The organism is Halobacillus sp. BAB-2008 (assembly GCF_000328325.1).
Taxonomy (GTDB): domain Bacteria; phylum Bacillota; class Bacilli; order Bacillales; family Halobacillaceae; genus Halobacillus.
In genome coordinates this window covers 20288-36921 of sequence record NZ_ANPF01000096.1, presented here as the reverse complement: position 1 = coordinate 36921, position 16634 = coordinate 20288, and the positions used below count along the sequence as shown (strand labels likewise).

The following is a 16634-nucleotide window of genomic DNA, read 5'->3' as shown; positions in this document are numbered from 1 at the left end:
ATTTGGGTTAATATGGTTAAGGTTTTATTAAATTCTGTGAGAGAGGGTTGAGAACATGCACAAGAGGTATTTGCTTATTCTAATGACTGTCTTGGCTTTTTTCCTTGCTGCCTGTGGCTCGTCTGAAGAAACCGGTTCTTCAGATAACCAGGACACAGCAGCAGAAGAAAAGAAAAAAGACGAAGGTGAAGAAAAAGAAAAGAAAGAGGAGAAAGAGGAGAAAGCAACAGATGAGGAGGAAGCTTCGCCCAATGGGGGTGAAGTTATGACAGATAATATCACCGAACAATCAGAAGGCGATGTTGAAGTGCTATATACGAATGAAGATCCTGGTTTCAAAAACGATATGGACGGATTCATTGTGTCTGTAGAGAAGTATCAGGTCCTGAAAGTCACGGACATGAACGATGACATGTACATAGAATTCGATGATCAAAACGACGGCTATGTTGTCGTTGCGGAAGTGAAAGTGAACAATACGAAAGATAAAGCGATGTATTATCCGAGTTTTCTAAGGCTCCAAGGGATGAACTCGACAGATTTTCTTACCTCTTCCAGAACTTTCGTAAGAGATGAGTATCCAAAGTCGGAAGTGGAAGAGGAAACCTCTAAATACGCTGCAGGGGAAGAAGTAACAGGTCTGGTTACATTCACAATGACCAACGATCAATTCGATGTGCTCCAAAGTGTTAAACCGAAGTTGGTGATCGAAGGGGGAGCTGCGGATAATAGCAGCTTCAGCGATTCTTACAAAGGAAACGAAACATTTGATTTCGTATACGGTGAACAACAAAAAGAAGAAGTAGAAGCGGAATCTAATCTATATCCGGACGAGTTGACGACAGGAAACCTTGCGAATAAGACGATGATATTTGAAGAAGAGGGTATCGACGAATCCAAGCAGCTTGGGGATGTCCAAGTGACACTGGATGGCGTCCAGTATGCTGAGATCGAACCGACTGCTGGTAATGAAGCGAGGTTCTCGAACTTTGGTGACGCGGGCATGGTTGCGCTCACCATCAAGCTCTCGTTGGATAATCAATCCGATCAACCTGTGAGTATATGGAATTTAGGGTCTAAAGTGAATGTAGATGACGGCCGGGCTTCCGTGCTTTCACAAGGCATGGTTGAACCATCCGATCCGCAAGCCGTTGAAGCGGGAGAATCCGGAGAGAAATACCACGTCTTTCTTTTCAGAAAAGACGATTTTGAATCTTACGGGTCTTTCCAACTGGAATTCGGTCCGTTCATCGCTGATGATGGTGAAAAAATGTACAAAGGGGAAACGGTCACGTTCGACCTTCCAAGATAGAATATAAACAAACTTAATGAATAGTGTCGTGTGTAAACGAGCCTCTCTAACGAAAGAGGCTCGTTCTTTAAAAGGCATTATCCTTGATGAGTGATTCGCTTGTATAGAAAATTTCATCCAATATTTACAATAGATATTAAAATCAAATTACATATTGATAACCCACCTTTCTTTGTGGAGGGAACGCGTTAAAATGAGGCTGCAGGATACTATAAACTTCGTGCTAAAAGGAGAAGCAGCCAGTGAGAGTACAGACATTGATTCAATACACATCAATACAGGCGCCACTAAATATGGAAGAACAAAGGAGCATGGTGAAAGGGGTCACTGCCGATTCCCGTGCCATGGAGGAAGGATATGTGTTTGTGGCCGTGCCCGGATATAATTCGGATGGTCATGCTTTCATCAGCAACGCGATAGAAAAAGGAGCGGTCTTAGTTGTTGGAGAGAAGCCATTGGAAGGACTTCCGGTTCCTTATATCCAAGTGGATAATAGCCGGAAGTTCCTTGGTCAAGCAGCAGCTGCATTCTACGGATATCCGGCCGAGAAGAAGACTGTCATTGGAGTCACCGGAACAAACGGGAAAACGACAACCAGTCATATCCTTAAACATATTTGTGAACAGAATGGCTATACTTGCAGTTTGTTCGGCACGATCGACAATATTGTAAATGGTGAAACGCTTCCGGCCGATCAAACCACACCGGATGCACCCACTATACAAAAGCTGCTGGCAGAAAGTGAGGACGATCTAATTATTATGGAAGTGTCCTCTCATGGTCTGGAGCAGTATCGGCTGGAAGGCATCTCCTTTGATTATGCTGTCTTCACAAACCTCACCCATGACCACTTGGATTATCACAGGACAATGGAAGAATATTTTCAGGCGAAGTCGAAGTTGTTTACGATGCTGAAAAAGAATGGAGCAGCCATTATAAACACAGACGATCCGTGGGGAAGCAAGCTTGCCTCCTGTTTCGAAGATAAACCTTTGAAGACGATTGGTCAGGACCAAGGTTGTTCTCTGAAAATGGAAAGCCTTCTTCCAGCATCGTCCATGGTACTTCTTAGAGAAGAAAACCAGCATGTGGTCCTACCTTCTCCATTGGAGGGGGAGCACAACTTATACAACACCGCCCAAGCCTATGCCGTAGCGAAAAGTCTTGACATTCCTACCGATGCTGTTTTGGAATCATTACAGCAGTTTGAGGGAATTAAAGGCAGGTTCGAAGTGATTCGGACGGATTTTGATGTAACGATCGTCATTGATTACGCTCATACAGCAGATAGTATCTCCCATACATTACAAGCGGTACGAGCTCAAGGGGCATCCTCTATATGTCACGTCTTCGGTTTTAGAGGCAACAGAGACGTATCTAAAAGGGAGAAAATGCTTCTTGCTTCTCTGAAACATGCGGATCGAACGGTATTGACGATGGATGATTTAAACGGTGTTTCTGTAAGTGAAATGAAAGAAGAGGTGATCATGGTCCAGGAAACTTTCGCAGGTGACCGAGGGACCTTTGTATCGGACAGAACGATCGCTATTGAGAATGCAGTACTGGAGGCTGATAGCGGTACATGGGTGGTTATCACCGGAAAAGGGCATGAGACCTACCAACAGGACTTCTGTTATTCCGTTCACTCCGATAGAGAAGCAGTGGATTATATCCTTGAAAAAAGGAAAATACGTGTTTGAAGCTTGAAAATAAATGAAGAAAAAACACAGCAGAATATTATTTGCTGTGTTTTTTCCATTTAACACCATTGGTAATAGTTCCGATTATTCCTACTCCGAGGAACAAGTAGGCAACGATTATAGACATTTCTTCTAGTTGGTTTGTCCATAATCGGTATAGGCCGACCATGACTAACAACAGGCTGCCGATAAGGCCGATGCCGCTTTTCATTTGTTTGTTCACGGCTCATCCCCCTTTAAACTTTCTTTAAAAATATCATACCATGGTATTTTCTGCACGATATAAAAAAGAAGGTATGTAAATGCTAACTGGTATAGACAACTATATAAATGGATGATATCTTATTACTTGATAAAACGTTTTCATCAAGATTGAAGGAGGATTTACTATATGCTGAATTTTTTACAACGGATCGGAAAGTCGCTGATGTTTCCGATTGCCACCCTGCCTGCAGCAGCATTATTGGTCAGGCTTGGGATGGACGATATGTTTGGTATTCCATTTATGACTGCGGCAGGGAATGGAATACTGGAAAACCTTGCTCTCATTTTTGCGATAGGTATTGCCATGGGATTTGCGAAAGACGGTAGTGGGGCGGCAGCTCTGGCTGGCGCGGTCGGATACCTTGTACTGACAAACGGGATCACCGCCATCAATGATACGATCGATATGGGAGTGTTTGCCGGAGTAATCGCAGGAGTCATTGCTGGATTATTGTATAACCGCTTTAATGATGTTAAATTCCCTGAATTTTTATCATTCTTCGGCGGAAAACGGTTCGTTCCGATCATTACATCCCTCGTGATGGTCATTTTATCGTTCGTACTCGGATATTTGTGGGTATATCCACAATATGCGCTTGATGCGGCGACCGGATGGATCTTAAATGCCGGAGAAATTGGTGCTGGTGTATATGGCGTTTTGAACCGTCTGCTCATTCCTGTAGGTCTGCATCACGTTATCAATACATTTATATGGTTTGATTTCGGTACATTCACAACGGCGGCGGATGCCGTGGTTCATGGTGAAATCAATCGTTTTCTCAACGGGGATCCGAATGCGGGCTATTTCCTTGCCGGCTTCTTCCCAATTATGATGTTCGGCCTTCCGGCTGCATGTCTTGCCATGTATATGTCTGCAAAGAAGCACAGGAAAGCAGCTGTCGGTGGGATGCTCTTAAGTATCGCCCTTACATCTTTCCTGACCGGGGTTACAGAACCGATTGAATTTTCGTTCATGTTCCTCTCCCCCCTTCTTTATGTCGTCCACTCGATCTTAACAGGGGTAGCTATGGCGTTAGCCTACGCGTTTGACATCCGTCACGGTTTTGGATTTTCTGCCGGATTGATTGATTTTGCACTTAACTACAACATTGCAGAAAACCCGGTTTCTTTGATCTTGATCGGATTAATCATGTTCGTCCTGTATTTCGTATTGTTCTATTTCCTAATTGTAAAACTGGACTTAAAGACACCTGGACGGGAAGACGTAGAGGATATTATGGAGGAAGAACAGGAAGAGAACGCCTACGATAAGAAGGCAGCCCGATATCTTCATGCACTCGGTGGGCCAGATAACATCGTCTCGCTCGATTATTGCACGACTCGACTGCGCCTGCAGATGACAGATCGGGAAGTAGTGGATGAGCAGGCATTAAGACGATTGGGTTCCAAAGGAGTCATGAAAGTCGGTAAAACGAATGTACAAGTTGTTGTTGGCACAACGGTCGAATTCTTGGCATCCGCCATGCAGAAACAAATAGAGACCGGCTTGCTTCCTTTATCGGATTCTGAAAAGGAAAAGGCCGGAACGATGGAACAGGTTGAATCCGAAGGTTATACACTGGAGTCCGATAAATTTCAGATGCCTGTGGATGGAAAGATTCTGCCGCTGACCGAAGTTCCCGACCAGGTTTTTGCTCAAGGTATGATGGGGCAGGGATTTGCTGTGGATCCGGCAGGGGATGTTTTCTGCTCGCCCGTCGACGGAGAAGTAGTTCAAGTTTTCCCGACGAAACACGCCGTCGGAATCGTAATGAATAACGGATTAGAGATTCTCATTCATGTAGGGCTGGATACGGTCAAACTGGAAGGGAGAGGGTTTGAAAGTCTCGTAAATGCCGGGCAGAAAGTGAAGAAAGGAACGCCGCTGCTTCGTGTTGATTTAAATTATGTCTCTAAGCACGCACCTTCTCTAATTACACCGATTATATTTACGAATTTAAAAGAGGAATCATTCCAGCTTTTAGCTACGGAGGATAAGATGCAGGGAGACAAAGGTCTTTTATCGATAAAGTAAGGGAGGATAATCGTGACAGATATCATGCAGATCCACAACGTCAGAATCGTTACGGATAACGAGGTTATAGATAACGGCACCATTCAAATAAAGGAGGGTAAGATAGAAAAAGTCGAGAAGGGGACGATCGCTCCTCAAGGAACCGTCATTGATGGAAGAGGGAACACGTTAGTGCCGGGGTTTATAGATGTTCATGTGCACGGTGCGGCCGGGCACGATGTCATGGATGCTTCGCGTGAAGCTTTGGAGGGTATGGCATTAAAGCTGACCGAAGAGGGAACGACTGCGTTTCTTGCCACGACGATGACCCAGTCCAAAGAAGCGATCGAAAAAGCGCTTGAAAACGCCGGAGACTATATCAAATATGGGCAGTCCCCTGGAAATGCAGAAGTAATCGGCATTCATTTAGAAGGTCCCTTCATTAATGAGAACAAAGCGGGTGCACAGCCGGTGGAGCACATTATTCCACCATCTGCCACATTATTTGATAAGTGGCAGGAAGTGAGCCGTGGTAACATCCGGCTCGTCACCATGGATCCGGAATCAGAAGCTGGGCTGGAACTATGCCGCCACCTTTCTTCGGTAGGTGTGACAGCATCTATTGGTCATAGTGAAGCGACGTTTGATCAGGCAGTTAAAGCTGCAGATCACGGAGCGAGTCACGTCACTCATTTGTTCAATCAGATGAGTGGTTTCCACCATAGAGAACCGGGAATCGTTGGTGCTGCTTTCCTTGATAAAAGGTTGAAAGTGGAAATAATTGCGGATTATATTCATGTTCATCCGGAAGCTGTTCGAGCGGCTTATCAAATGATCGGGCCGGACAGGCTGATTTTGATTACCGATGCAATGCGGGCTAAGTGTTTAAAAGATGGAACGTATGACCTGGGGGGACAATCCGTCTATGTCTCCGGAAAAGAAGCAAGATTAGAGGACGGCACCCTTGCCGGCAGCATCCTTCGTTTGGAAGAGGCTGCGGAAAAGATAAAAAAAGCCATGAAGATGAGCTGGCATGACTTTGTCCGGATCACCTCCCTTAATGCAGCAGAACAAACAGGAGTAGCAGATAAAAAAGGGACGATTACTGTTGGGAAAGATGCGGATATTGTTCTCCTTAATGACCAAACACAGGTGAGTATGACAATTTGTAAAGGCATTATTGCATATGACAGGAGGGGTAATGGTGCAGTTGATCATCGTCGATGACTATAAAAAAATGAGTGAACGGGCGAAAGATATTATTGTCCATCAAATTGATAAGAAACCGGAAACTGTACTTGGGCTTGCGACAGGGGGTACACCGATTGGAACGTATAAGGAGCTTATCCGTGCAAATGGAGAGAACACAGTGGATTTCTCCAAGGTTTCAACGATCAATCTTGATGAATATATCGGTTTAGATGAGGAACACCCAAAGAGTTACCGGTATTTTATGAAAAATGAGCTGTTTCTTCATATAAATATCGATGAAGCAAACACCTATGTGCCAAAGGGTACGTGTGAAGATTTGGATAAGGAGTGCAGGCGGTACGAATCCTTAATTGAGGACATCGGTCCCCCTGATCTGCAGCTCCTCGGAATCGGGGAGAACGGTCATATCGGCTTCAATGAACCCGGCAGCAGCATGGAAAGCGAAACACATGTGGTGGAACTGACCCCCTCTACCCGAACAGCGAATGCCCGTTTTTCAATACGAAGGAAGAGGTCCCTACCCATGCGATAACGATGGGCATCCGCTCCATTATGAAGAGTGAACGAATACTCCTGTTGGCTTCCGGCAAGAGAAAGAGGAAGGCTATTGCCCGTTTATTGGAGGGAGAAGTCGACGTGAATTTTCCAGCTTCCATTCTTATGAATCACCCCAATGTTACGCTGATTCTGGATAAAGAAGCATACGGAGTGGAGGAAGGAAACGATGCTTGATAAGAAATCACCTCTTCCGATGTACTATCAGATCGAAGAAGATATCAAAGGAAAGATTGAATCAGGGCTGTTTGGTGTTGGGAAGACGATACCATCCGAAAGGGAGCTGAGTGAACAGTACGGTGTTAGCAGAATGACGGTAAGACAGGCCGTTTCCAATCTTGTAAATGAAGGGGCTCTGTACCGGGAAAAAGGAAAGGGTACCTTCGTTTCTGAGAGAAAGATCGAGCAGCCTCTTACGGGAATGACAAGCTTCACCGAAGATATGAAGAAGCGTGGAATGACAGCAACGAGCAGACTGATCGGATTTTCCGTCATCTCTGCTCCTCCGGACATAGCCAGAAAGCTGCATTTGGAACAAGGAGAAGAAGTTTATGAAATCCAGCGTATACGGTTTGCTGATGGGAAGCCTATGGCTGTTGAACAGACGTTCCTCCCGATCGCTCTTGTGCCGGGAGTAGATGAATCGATTGTAATGGGATCTTTATATGAACATATAGAAGAGAATCATGACTATAAGATCGACAAAGCGACACAGGTAATTGAAGCGACGACTGCAGATCAGGAGCAGTCTGAGCTTTTGGCCATTCCTTACGGGGCAGCTGTTCTTCATATAGAAAGGCTTAGTGTCCTTACAAATGGGACCCCTTTTGAAGTGGTGAAATCTTCCTACCGCGCCGACCGATATAAATTCATCAGTGAAATACACCGGACGTAAGGAGGGAAGGTCTATGAGCTATTTACTTAAAGTAATTCAGAAACTGAAAGACTTGGAACAGACGGGCATCCCGGAGAAATTGTCTGAATCTCTGGCAGACAGAATACAGGCCGGAGGGATTATCTACATGTTTGGCTGTGGTCACTCCGGACTGCTGGCGCAGGATGCATTTTACCGCGCTGGAGGTTTGGTACCTGTCAAACCGATTTTTATCGAGCCGCTCATGCTGCACCAAGGGGCACTACAGTCATCCAGTAATGAAAGGACGGATGGATTTGTCCTTTCGTATTTAGAGCAGGAGACCATCACAGAGAAAGACGTGATGGTCGTGTTTTCCACATCCGGAAGAAATCCTGCACCGATTGATGCAGCTATGTTTGCTAAAGAAGCCGGTGCCTTCGTTCTGTCCATTCAATCGCTCTATTACACTTCCTCACAAGAATCCAGGCATGTATCCGGCAAACGCTTGGAGGATGTAGTCGATGCCGTAGTCGATTCTATGGTGCCGGTTGGTGATGCCGTAGAAGAAAGAGAGAACCTGGATACGAAGTTTGGACCCGTCTCCTCTGTCCTTGGATCGGCCCTTTTGCATTATTTGATGGCAAATGTGATGGATGTGCTGCTGGCAAGAGGAATGGAACCGCCGATATTTAAAAGTGGAAATGTCGATGGTGCGGACGATCATAACTCCCGCTTGATCGAAAAATACAAGGGGCGGATTTCATTTTAATGAATTCTCTAGTAAAATGAGGTGCAATACAAAATCCTAATTTGAAGGTGTTAATAATGAAACATATCATCATAGGAGCAGGGATACTTGGTGCCTCTACAGCTCTCCATTTAGTAGAAAAGGGAGAGGAAGTCGTGATTATCGATCGGTTCGAGCCGGGGCAGGCAACAAGAAATGCCGCTGGTATTATCTGCCCCTGGTTAACAAATAGAAGCAACAAGGACTGGTATGAACTGGTTATCCGAGGGGCTGCATACTATGAACTGCTCGTTGAACGGCTTGTTGAATACGGAGAAAGAGAAACCGGCTACCGAAAAACAGGTGCCATTAACCTATTCGATACGGATGAAAAACTGGATCGTAAATACGACCTTGCAGTTGAACGCAGACGAGAAGCAACAGCGATGGGAGAGTTGTCCAAGCTGACAACAAAAGAGACGAGGGAGATGTTCCCGTTGGTGTCCGAGTCTTATCGTGCCCTTCATATAAGTGGTGCCGCAAGAGTGAACGGCGACAAAGTTGCCCAAGCCATGCTGAATGCTTCCGTGAAATTAGGGGCCGCGTATATAAAGGGAGATGCACGTTTACTCATGCATAGTGGAAATGTGGAAGGGGTCGAAGTCAATGGTCGGACCATTAATGCCGACAGGTACCTCTTGACCTCTGGAGCATGGATGAACCAGCTTTTTCAGGATGTAGGGCTTAAATCGAACGTCCATTTTGAAAAAGCTCAGATCCTGCATTTTGAAATGCCTGAGTTTGCGACAGAGAATTGGCCGGTCGTACTGCCACCTTTCAATCATTATATCCTTTCCTTTGATAAAGGGAAGATTGTGGTCGGGGCAACAAAAGAAAAACGCAGTGACTTTAATGTGGACGTAACGGCAGGAGCTGTTCATCAATTGTTGGACAAAGCACTTCGAGTGGCTCCGGGTCTGGCGGAGGCAGCTCACGTCGAAACAAAGGTCGGATTCCGTCCGTTTACCAAGGGGAATACACCTGTCCTCGGAAACGTTCCCGGGATAGAAAATCTGATAGTCGCAAATGGACTTGGAGCCTCCGGGTTGACCAGCGGTCCTTATGTCGGTTTACAGTTAGCAAACCTTGCATCGGGAAACACCGTTGATTTGCCATTAGAGAACTACCCTCCATCCTCTTTATTTTTATAAACTTCCATACCACTCTCACCACAGGAAACCTTTTTAAAGGGGTACTGTGGTGATTTTTAATATACGATAATTTAATTATGTAAACGAAGATATAAGACAAATGGCTTGTCTTATATCTCAGGGAGAGGCCCGCTAGCGTTGAATGGTTGGATGTATGCAGCATGAATGAAGGAATAGGAAGAAGAATGGGTCCGTTTATGCACTCTTCACGGTCGCTCCTTGTTGACTTGCTGCTTTCAATAAGGTCATTTTGTCCGAGTTTGTCAGTTTGCTCCAAATACCCACTTTAATTTTCATCATTTTTCCTCCTGTAATGGAATTAGTATGGTGGCTTTTGGCGAACAAACAGGTCCAGTTTGTTAATACTTAGCATATACCGTCATTTCAGAAATTTTAAACAACAAAAATATCTACAAAATTCGATTCCTTCTCCAATTCTTAAGAAGGTTATAGTACCTGTACGTCGAATATGTATATATGCAAAGGGGTATGAACACCACCTTTGACATTTTGTTATTAGTGAAGGGGGAAGCTGGATGATTTCTTATCAAGTTCAATCGGAGAAAGGGTTTACGGGAAAAGTCGGTGAACTCGTCTGGATGCTGGAACACACCCGTGCGATCACAATCCAGGAAGTAGCGGATCTTAGTACGGAAGAACTTGATTGGTCCATGGAGGGCGGAAATTCTATCGGTGCGCTTCTCTCGCACATAGCTGCTGTCGAATATGTCCACCAGCTCATTAGTTTTGAACAGAGGGACATGGATGAATCGGAAAGAAAAGAGTGGGGGGCAGCACTCGAACTTGGGGAAAAGGCAAAACAGCATGTGCATGGCATATCTATCGACGATCTTCTGGATGTATTGGAAGCGACGAGGGATCAGACGCTGGACTACCTCAAGGGTAAAAATGATGACTGGCTTTACAAAGCAGATGTATGGTCAAACGGAGTGACCTTTAATCATTATTATTTATGGTTTCATGTGTTGGAAGACGAGATTAACCATCGAGGTCAAATAAGGGCATTGATTCGTTCCATGAAGGAGAAGAAAGTTTCTTCCTGAATCATAATTAAGCATGCAGGAGACGGTGAAAACTGTCTCCTGTTTATGCATGTACATGTTAAAGAGAAGAACCTGTAATTCTGAACAGCTTCTACTGTCGATAACAGAAGAGCAAATCAAGCAAGAAAGGACGGGGAGAAGGATGATACACCGGTTCATCGACGGTCATAACGATACCCTGCTAATGCTGGAAGATGGGGTGGATAAATTTTTCAAGGGAATTCCTAACGGCCATTTAGATTATTCAAAGGGTATGGCGGCAGGTTTTGCGGCAGGTTTCTTTGCGGTGTTCTGTCCCAATCCCGACACAGATCCTGCTCAGGTGACTTACAAAACGGAGCAGGGGTATGAGAAATCCTTTCCCGCTTCTTTGGATCCTGATTATGCGTGGAAAATTGCCAATACGTTAATTTCCCGATTTTATCAGCTGGAGGCTTGCTCTGAGGGGAGGTTTAAAGCCGTTCGAACGGTGGAGGATTTGGATAAAGCATGGAATGGAGAATGGATGGGCGGGATACTTCACATGGAAGGAGCGGAGCCGATTGATGAGGGGCTGGATGCTCTGCATGTTTATTACCATGCAGGACTCCGCTCCCTCGGGCCGGTTTGGGCTAGGAAAAATATCTTTGGAGAAGGCGTCCCTTATCGCTTTCCATCCTCTCCGGACACCGGGCCGGGAATAACGGAGGCTGGAAGGAGGCTCGTGAAGGTATGTAATGCTCTTGGTGTGATGATTGATTTATCTCACATAAACGAAAAAGGTTTTTGGGACATTGCCACGCTGACAGACGCCCCGCTTGTCGCAACCCATTCAAATGCTCATGCCATTTGTCCAATATCCAGGAACCTGACCGACCGTCAGCTGGATGCGGTCAAAGACAGCGGGGGGCTCGTTGGTGTCACTTACAGCACCAGCCCCAACATGGTGACAGAAGACGGTGTCAATAGACAGGATGTAGCGCTTTCTGCAATTGTAAAACATATTCATTACATGATCGAACGGATGGGCATTGACCACGTCGCACTTGGATCAGACTTTGACGGCACGCGGATTCCATACTCAATGCATGATGTGACGGGTGTTCCAAAGATCTTAAGAATACTGGAGAAGGAAGGAATGACAGAGGGGGAAATCTATAAAATTACACAAGGTAACTGGAGGAGAGTTCTTTCGAATACTTGGAAGTAATGATGGAGATAGACACATGAAATACCGGTGTGTGCCCAGAAACAAAAGAGAGCGCACACCGGGAAATATGGTTATCTGTGTTGTTGATAAGTAATGTCTTTTGTAAGGGATTGAATATTGTTGTACTCCGCATCGGAAAGAGGAGCTGCTTCCAAAAAAGTGAGGTTCTGTTCCAGCTGTTCCACAGAGCTTGCACCAAATACGGCTGTCGTAACGGCCGGATGATGAAGGACATATTGGAGGGCAACAGCTTCCGCACTTTTTGAAGTGTTGCTTACTTTTTTCCAATCACGAGCGATGGACATCACTTCATCAGCATCATACTCAAGGATGCCGTCGCCTGCTTTATCGCGCGCTTTTTCTATTCCACGGTCAGAGAGGATGCCTTTAGCAAGAGGGCCGCGTGCCAGGACGCTGATCTCATACTCATGGAGCAGGGGAAGGATCTCTTCCTCCGGCCTTCGATCGAGAGCGCTGTACTGCATCATGACGCTGGCAATCGAGGATTTCTCTGCAAATTGCTTTATCACATTCGGACGAATGGAGGATATGCCGTATTCCCTGATCCACCCTTCTGATTTTAAATCTTCGAACGCTTCGATTGTCTCATCAATCGGGTCATCAATGGTACCTCCGTGAAGCTGGTATAAGTCGATATAATCCGTTCCTAACCGTTTTAAGCTGTCTTTGACGCTGCTTTTAATGTGTTCTTTGGATGGATCCCATGTCCAACCTTCTTCCCCCGGTGTAAAACGGTTCCCTACTTTCGATCCGATAATTAAATCCTGGCGGCGTCCTCGGATCGCTTCCCCTATTAATTCTTCATTCTTTCCGTAATCGTAGAGGTCTGCGGTGTCCAAATAGTTCACCCCGCTGTCAATGGCCCGGTCGATGATTGATTTTGCTTGTGCTTGATCGGTTCCGAGGGACATGCAGCCAAGGCTGATTTCAGATAAATACAGATCTGTTTTCCCTAATTGACGTTTATTCATAGAATCATCCTTTCTTGTGAGTACTGGTAGTTGTGATGCTTTGTCTCTGCCTTTCCTATGTTAAAATGAAGAAAGAGTTTAGAGAGGATGAGCATCTTGAGTAATTTTGAAGAGAAAACATATAAAACAGAAACAATCTATAAAGGGAAGATCGTTCAATTAGATATTGACAGTGTAACATTACCCGACGGGAAAACATCTAAACGGGAATTGATCAAACATCCGGGCGCCGTTGCGGTCATAGCTCTAACGGATGAAGGGAAACTGATCTGCGTCGAGCAATACCGGAAACCACTCGAGAAGAACCTCGTAGAAATCCCTGCCGGAAAACTGGAACCGGGAGAAGATCCGAAGGCCTGCGCGTTAAGGGAATTGGAAGAAGAGACGGGTTACACGAGCGATGACTTAAATCTTATCACTTCCTTTTATACTTCACCAGGTTTCGCTGATGAAATCGTCCACGTCTATTTTACCGATCGTGTAGAAAAATTGAATGAAAAGCCTGCAGGGGATGTGGATGAATTTGTGGAACTTATGGAAATAACCGTAGAAGAAGCGGAACAGTTGGAGAAGGAGCAGAAGATCCACGATGCAAAGACCGCTTATGCGATTCTTTATTTAAAATTAAGAAGGAATGGATAAGAATGAAAGATTACTTTGTCGATCTTCATGTTCATATAGGGAGGGACTGGGAAGGCGGCCCTGTTAAAATTACCGGATCAAAAACGCTCACACTCACAAACATTTTCCTGGAGGCCAGCAGACGAAAAGGCCTTGATTTGATCGGTATTATCGACGCTCAGTCACCCGCTGTTTTGGATGAGGTGGAAGATTTGATCGATCGGGGATATGCGGAAGAAGTTTCCGGAGGGGGAGTGCGCTCCGACAGCACCACCCTCCTCTTAGGTTCAGAAGTGGAAGTATATGATGCATCCTGTCAGGGTCCCATTCACGTTCTCTGCTATTTTCCTACCATAGATACGATGCGTCGGTTCAGCTTATGGCTTTCGAAGAAAATGAAAAATGTCAGCTTAAGCTCTCAGCGCTTTTATGGTACAGCGAGAGAACTGCAGACTTATGTTAGAGAAAATGGCGGCCTTTTTATACCTGCCCATATTTTCACTCCATTCAAAAGCCTTTACGGTAAAGGTGTAAAAAAGTCGTTGAGAGAGATCCTTGATTCTGATAAAATCGATGCGGTTGAACTTGGATTGAGTGCAGATACGGAGATGGCTTCCCAGTTAGCTGAACTCGCTCCTTACACCTATGTTACGAATTCTGACGCGCATTCTCTTGGTAAGCTTGCCAGAGAGTATCAACTGGTAAGAATGGATGGGTTGTCATTGGAAGAATTAAAGCTTGCATTACATAGAAAAGATGGACGCGGTATCGTCGCCAATTATGGTATGGATCCGAAAATGGGGAAGTATCATAAAACCGTTTGCGGAAAATGCCTGTATCCGGTGACGGCAACCGGCTGTACATGCAGAAAAAGCCGTCTGGTTAAAGGTGTTTCCGAAAGAATTAAGGAACTGTCGGACGAGGGACAGGTAACAAAGCGCCCTCCATACGTGTATCAAGTGCCTCTGGAAACGCTGCCGGGTATAGGAAAGCAAACGTATGAAAAACTCCTTGCTGCTTTCGGGTCTGAGATGGCCGTCATTCATGACGTTCCATCTGCGGAACTGGAAGAAATCGTTTCCTCCTCCATCGTCCACTATATCATTCAAATGAGAAAGGGAGAGCTTGATATAGCTGCCGGCGGAGGCGGTAAGTTCGGAAAGATCCATTAATATAGAAGGTCCTTGGTCTACTTTTTTCTTTTCGCTCATAGATTAGTCATAGAATGAGTGGACAGAAGGGTGGAGAAGTGACGATGCAGCACGGAGTGAGAATGGTTCAAAATGACGTCAAGACACACATGAATATATTTGTGTTTATCTTTGTGCTATTCATTATGGGAATGGTCTTTGGAGCGGTCATCGTAAACAGTATGAACTTTGTTCAGAAACAGGATCTTTTCTTTTACTTGGAGCAGTTTTTCGAGCAGCAGACGTCCGTGGAAGGGTCGAGCAGAGCGGTTCTGTGGCAGGACAGCATCTTATACCATATGAAGTATATGCTGCTGCTCTTTCTTCTCGGTATCTCCGTAATAGGAATGCCGATCATTACGGTTCTTCTTTTCATCAAAGGACTCGTTATTGGTTTTTCGGTCGGCTTTCTAGTAAATCAGATGGGTTGGTACGGGCTTGTCATATCTTCTGTTTCTATCGCACCGCAGAATTTGATCATTATACCCGTTTACCTGATTGCTGGGTCGCTGGCATTGATATTCTCCTTGACTCTGTGCAGGCAGCTTTTTATACGAAAGGTGCACCAACCTATTTTGAAAGCGTTCGGTAGATACAGCGCGTTGTTCGGAGTCTTGCTGATTATTCTGCTGGTAGCATCACTGATCGAGGTATTCGTATCTAATTCCGTGTTGGAATACGTACTGAAGTGGATTTATAAATGATTAAACTATCACTTAATAATGATTATCGTTAACAGATAATAATCATTATAATTTGACACTCGTTCTGTCTCTGAATTATAATGAGAATGCAATTGCGAGGGAGGGACGAACGACATGGAACATCGTATAGAGAAAATTAAAAAGCAGCTACATTCCCAAAGTTACAAATTGACGCCTCAACGGGAAGCTACCGTCCGTGTTTTATTGGAAAACGAAGAAGATCACTTAAGTGCAGAAGATGTTTACCTCCTCGTAAAAGAGAAAGCACCGGAGATAGGATTAGCGACCGTATATCGAACACTGGAATTATTATCCGAATTAAAAGTAGTAGATAAGATTAATTTCGGCGATGGAGTATCAAGGTATGACTTGAGAAAAGAAGGAGCCGAACACTTTCATCATCACCTCGTATGTATTGAGTGTGGATCAGTGGAAGAGATTGAAGAAGACCTGCTCGGTGATGTGGAAAAGATCATTGAAGGCCAGTGGGGCTTTGAAGTGAAGGACCATCGATTAACGTTTCATGGTATATGCAGGGTCTGCCAGAAACAAGCAGTCGCGGTTTCAACAAGCACAGAAACTGAAGAGTGATAGAATCGCCGCTATGAGTATGCATAGTGGCTTTTTATTTTGTTATTCTATATTTACAAAAAGCATGAAATCGTGTACGTTAGTGCTAGATGGAACGGAAAGAGGACGGTTTTCTTACCTATGGCGTCTCCATTGATTATTTACGTATAATCAGCAGGAATTTAGGCATATCCTTAATCAAGGTATGATTAAAGGAGATGGAAATTCATGTCTAAATTTCAGCACGGGCTGAAGGATTTACTGAAAGTCCTCATTGTATTTACCATCTGCACTTGTATATTCTACATGGCGCTTCGAATGGTCCATGGAGAATACGAAAGGCAGCATCGGTATGATCCTCCGGGGGGAGCGGCGGTCAAAGTCTATCAACCTGCCGAGCAATCGTGGACGGATCGATTATCGATATTTTTCCAATTAGGAGAGTAGATCGAC

General features: G+C 44.9%; 16 protein-coding genes and 1 pseudogene. 15 read left to right on the top strand and 2 right to left on the bottom strand.

Annotation, left to right across the window (positions count from 1 at the left end):
* Positions 1-55: 55 nt before the first annotated feature.
* Entirely contained in the window at positions 56-1312 is a 1257-nt protein-coding gene (locus D479_RS18685) for a DUF5068 domain-containing protein (protein ID WP_008640188.1), read from the top strand.
* A gap of 242 nt (positions 1313-1554) precedes the next feature.
* Positions 1555-3012: a UDP-N-acetylmuramoyl-L-alanyl-D-glutamate--2,6-diaminopimelate ligase gene (locus tag D479_RS18680; RefSeq protein ID WP_039871836.1), complete on the top strand. Its 1458-nt coding sequence runs from the start codon at positions 1555-1557 to the stop codon at positions 3010-3012.
* Positions 3013-3049: 37 nt separating this feature from the next.
* Here D479_RS18680 and D479_RS18675 read toward each other — a convergent pair whose 3' ends face one another.
* The gene (locus D479_RS18675; RefSeq protein ID WP_008640186.1) at positions 3050-3235 is read right to left on the bottom strand and encodes a hypothetical protein; all 186 of its coding nucleotides are present in this window, start codon (positions 3233-3235) and stop codon (positions 3050-3052) included.
* Positions 3236-3403: 168 nt separating this feature from the next.
* Here D479_RS18675 and nagE point away from each other — a divergent pair, with 168 nt between their 5' ends.
* The 8 genes and pseudogenes from nagE (at position 3404) to D479_RS18635 (ending at position 12104) form a co-directional block, all read left to right on the top strand.
* On the top strand, positions 3404-5311 hold the full coding sequence (gene nagE / locus D479_RS18670) for an N-acetylglucosamine-specific PTS transporter subunit IIBC (protein ID WP_008640179.1): 1908 nt from the start codon (positions 3404-3406) through the stop codon (positions 5309-5311).
* A 12-nt stretch (positions 5312-5323) separates the two neighbouring features.
* A complete protein-coding gene (gene nagA, locus D479_RS18665) occupies positions 5324-6517 on the top strand; it encodes an N-acetylglucosamine-6-phosphate deacetylase (protein WP_008640178.1) in 1194 nt (397 codons plus the stop codon).
* Positions 6495-7234: pseudogene (gene nagB, locus D479_RS18660) on the top strand (glucosamine-6-phosphate deaminase). Before nagA ends, nagB begins: the two are co-directional and overlap by 23 nt.
* A complete protein-coding gene (locus D479_RS18655; RefSeq protein WP_008640171.1) occupies positions 7227-7952 on the top strand; it encodes a GntR family transcriptional regulator in 726 nt (241 codons plus the stop codon). Before nagB ends, D479_RS18655 begins: the two are co-directional and overlap by 8 nt.
* Positions 7953-7965: 13 nt before the next feature.
* The gene (locus D479_RS18650; RefSeq protein WP_008640169.1) at positions 7966-8682 is read left to right on the top strand and encodes an SIS domain-containing protein; all 717 of its coding nucleotides are present in this window, start codon (positions 7966-7968) and stop codon (positions 8680-8682) included.
* Between the two features lie 56 nt (positions 8683-8738).
* The gene (locus D479_RS18645; protein WP_008640167.1) at positions 8739-9851 is read left to right on the top strand and encodes an FAD-binding oxidoreductase; all 1113 of its coding nucleotides are present in this window, start codon (positions 8739-8741) and stop codon (positions 9849-9851) included.
* A 536-nt stretch (positions 9852-10387) separates the two neighbouring features.
* The gene (locus tag D479_RS18640; RefSeq protein WP_008640165.1) at positions 10388-10915 is read left to right on the top strand and encodes a DinB family protein; all 528 of its coding nucleotides are present in this window, start codon (positions 10388-10390) and stop codon (positions 10913-10915) included.
* Between the two features lie 142 nt (positions 10916-11057).
* Positions 11058-12104, top strand: coding sequence for a dipeptidase (locus D479_RS18635; protein WP_008640164.1), 1047 nt, complete (start codon positions 11058-11060; stop codon positions 12102-12104).
* 71 nt (positions 12105-12175) lie between these two features.
* On the opposite strand, the gene D479_RS18630 is transcribed toward D479_RS18635, so the two are convergent.
* Positions 12176-13096: an aldo/keto reductase gene (locus tag D479_RS18630; RefSeq protein WP_008640163.1), complete on the bottom strand. Its 921-nt coding sequence runs from the start codon at positions 13094-13096 to the stop codon at positions 12176-12178.
* A 96-nt stretch (positions 13097-13192) separates the two neighbouring features.
* Here D479_RS18630 and D479_RS18625 point away from each other — a divergent pair, with 96 nt between their 5' ends.
* The 5 genes from D479_RS18625 (at position 13193) to D479_RS18605 (ending at position 16628) form a co-directional block, all read left to right on the top strand.
* Complete coding sequence (locus tag D479_RS18625) at positions 13193-13738, top strand: NUDIX hydrolase (protein ID WP_008640162.1); 546 nt, start codon at positions 13193-13195, stop codon at positions 13736-13738.
* A gap of 2 nt (positions 13739-13740) precedes the next feature.
* Positions 13741-14889, top strand: coding sequence for an endonuclease Q family protein (locus D479_RS18620; protein ID WP_008640161.1), 1149 nt, complete (start codon positions 13741-13743; stop codon positions 14887-14889).
* A gap of 53 nt (positions 14890-14942) precedes the next feature.
* Complete coding sequence (gene spoIIM / locus D479_RS18615) at positions 14943-15611, top strand: stage II sporulation protein M (protein ID WP_235601466.1); 669 nt, start codon at positions 14943-14945, stop codon at positions 15609-15611.
* Positions 15612-15725: 114 nt separating this feature from the next.
* Positions 15726-16202, top strand: coding sequence for a Fur family transcriptional regulator (locus D479_RS18610; protein ID WP_008640158.1), 477 nt, complete (start codon positions 15726-15728; stop codon positions 16200-16202).
* A 207-nt stretch (positions 16203-16409) separates the two neighbouring features.
* Positions 16410-16628 (top strand): YqzK family protein, encoded by a 219-nt coding sequence (locus D479_RS18605; protein WP_008640157.1) that lies wholly within the window; start codon positions 16410-16412, stop codon positions 16626-16628.
* Positions 16629-16634 lie beyond the last annotated feature (6 nt).

Bases quoted from the DNA above. Each gene is read 5' to 3' on its own strand.
- D479_RS18685 (WP_008640188.1), top strand. From the start codon at position 56: ATGCACAAGAGGTATTTGCTTATTCTAATGACTGTCTTGGCTTTTTTC.
- nagE (WP_008640179.1), top strand. From the start codon at position 3,404: ATGCTGAATTTTTTACAACGGATCGGAAAGTCGCTGATGTTTCCGATT.
- D479_RS18655 (WP_008640171.1), top strand. From the start codon at position 7,227: ATGCTTGATAAGAAATCACCTCTTCCGATGTACTATCAGATCGAAGAA.
- D479_RS18650 (WP_008640169.1), top strand. From the start codon at position 7,966: ATGAGCTATTTACTTAAAGTAATTCAGAAACTGAAAGACTTGGAACAG.
- D479_RS18645 (WP_008640167.1), top strand. From the start codon at position 8,739: ATGAAACATATCATCATAGGAGCAGGGATACTTGGTGCCTCTACAGCT.
- D479_RS18640 (WP_008640165.1), top strand. From the start codon at position 10,388: ATGATTTCTTATCAAGTTCAATCGGAGAAAGGGTTTACGGGAAAAGTC.
- D479_RS18635 (WP_008640164.1), top strand. From the start codon at position 11,058: ATGATACACCGGTTCATCGACGGTCATAACGATACCCTGCTAATGCTG.
- D479_RS18630 (WP_008640163.1), bottom strand. From the start codon at position 13,096: ATGAATAAACGTCAATTAGGGAAAACAGATCTGTATTTATCTGAAATC.
- D479_RS18620 (WP_008640161.1), top strand. From the start codon at position 13,741: ATGAAAGATTACTTTGTCGATCTTCATGTTCATATAGGGAGGGACTGG.
- spoIIM (WP_235601466.1), top strand. From the start codon at position 14,943: ATGAGTGGACAGAAGGGTGGAGAAGTGACGATGCAGCACGGAGTGAGA.
- D479_RS18610 (WP_008640158.1), top strand. From the start codon at position 15,726: ATGGAACATCGTATAGAGAAAATTAAAAAGCAGCTACATTCCCAAAGT.
- D479_RS18605 (WP_008640157.1), top strand. From the start codon at position 16,410: ATGTCTAAATTTCAGCACGGGCTGAAGGATTTACTGAAAGTCCTCATT.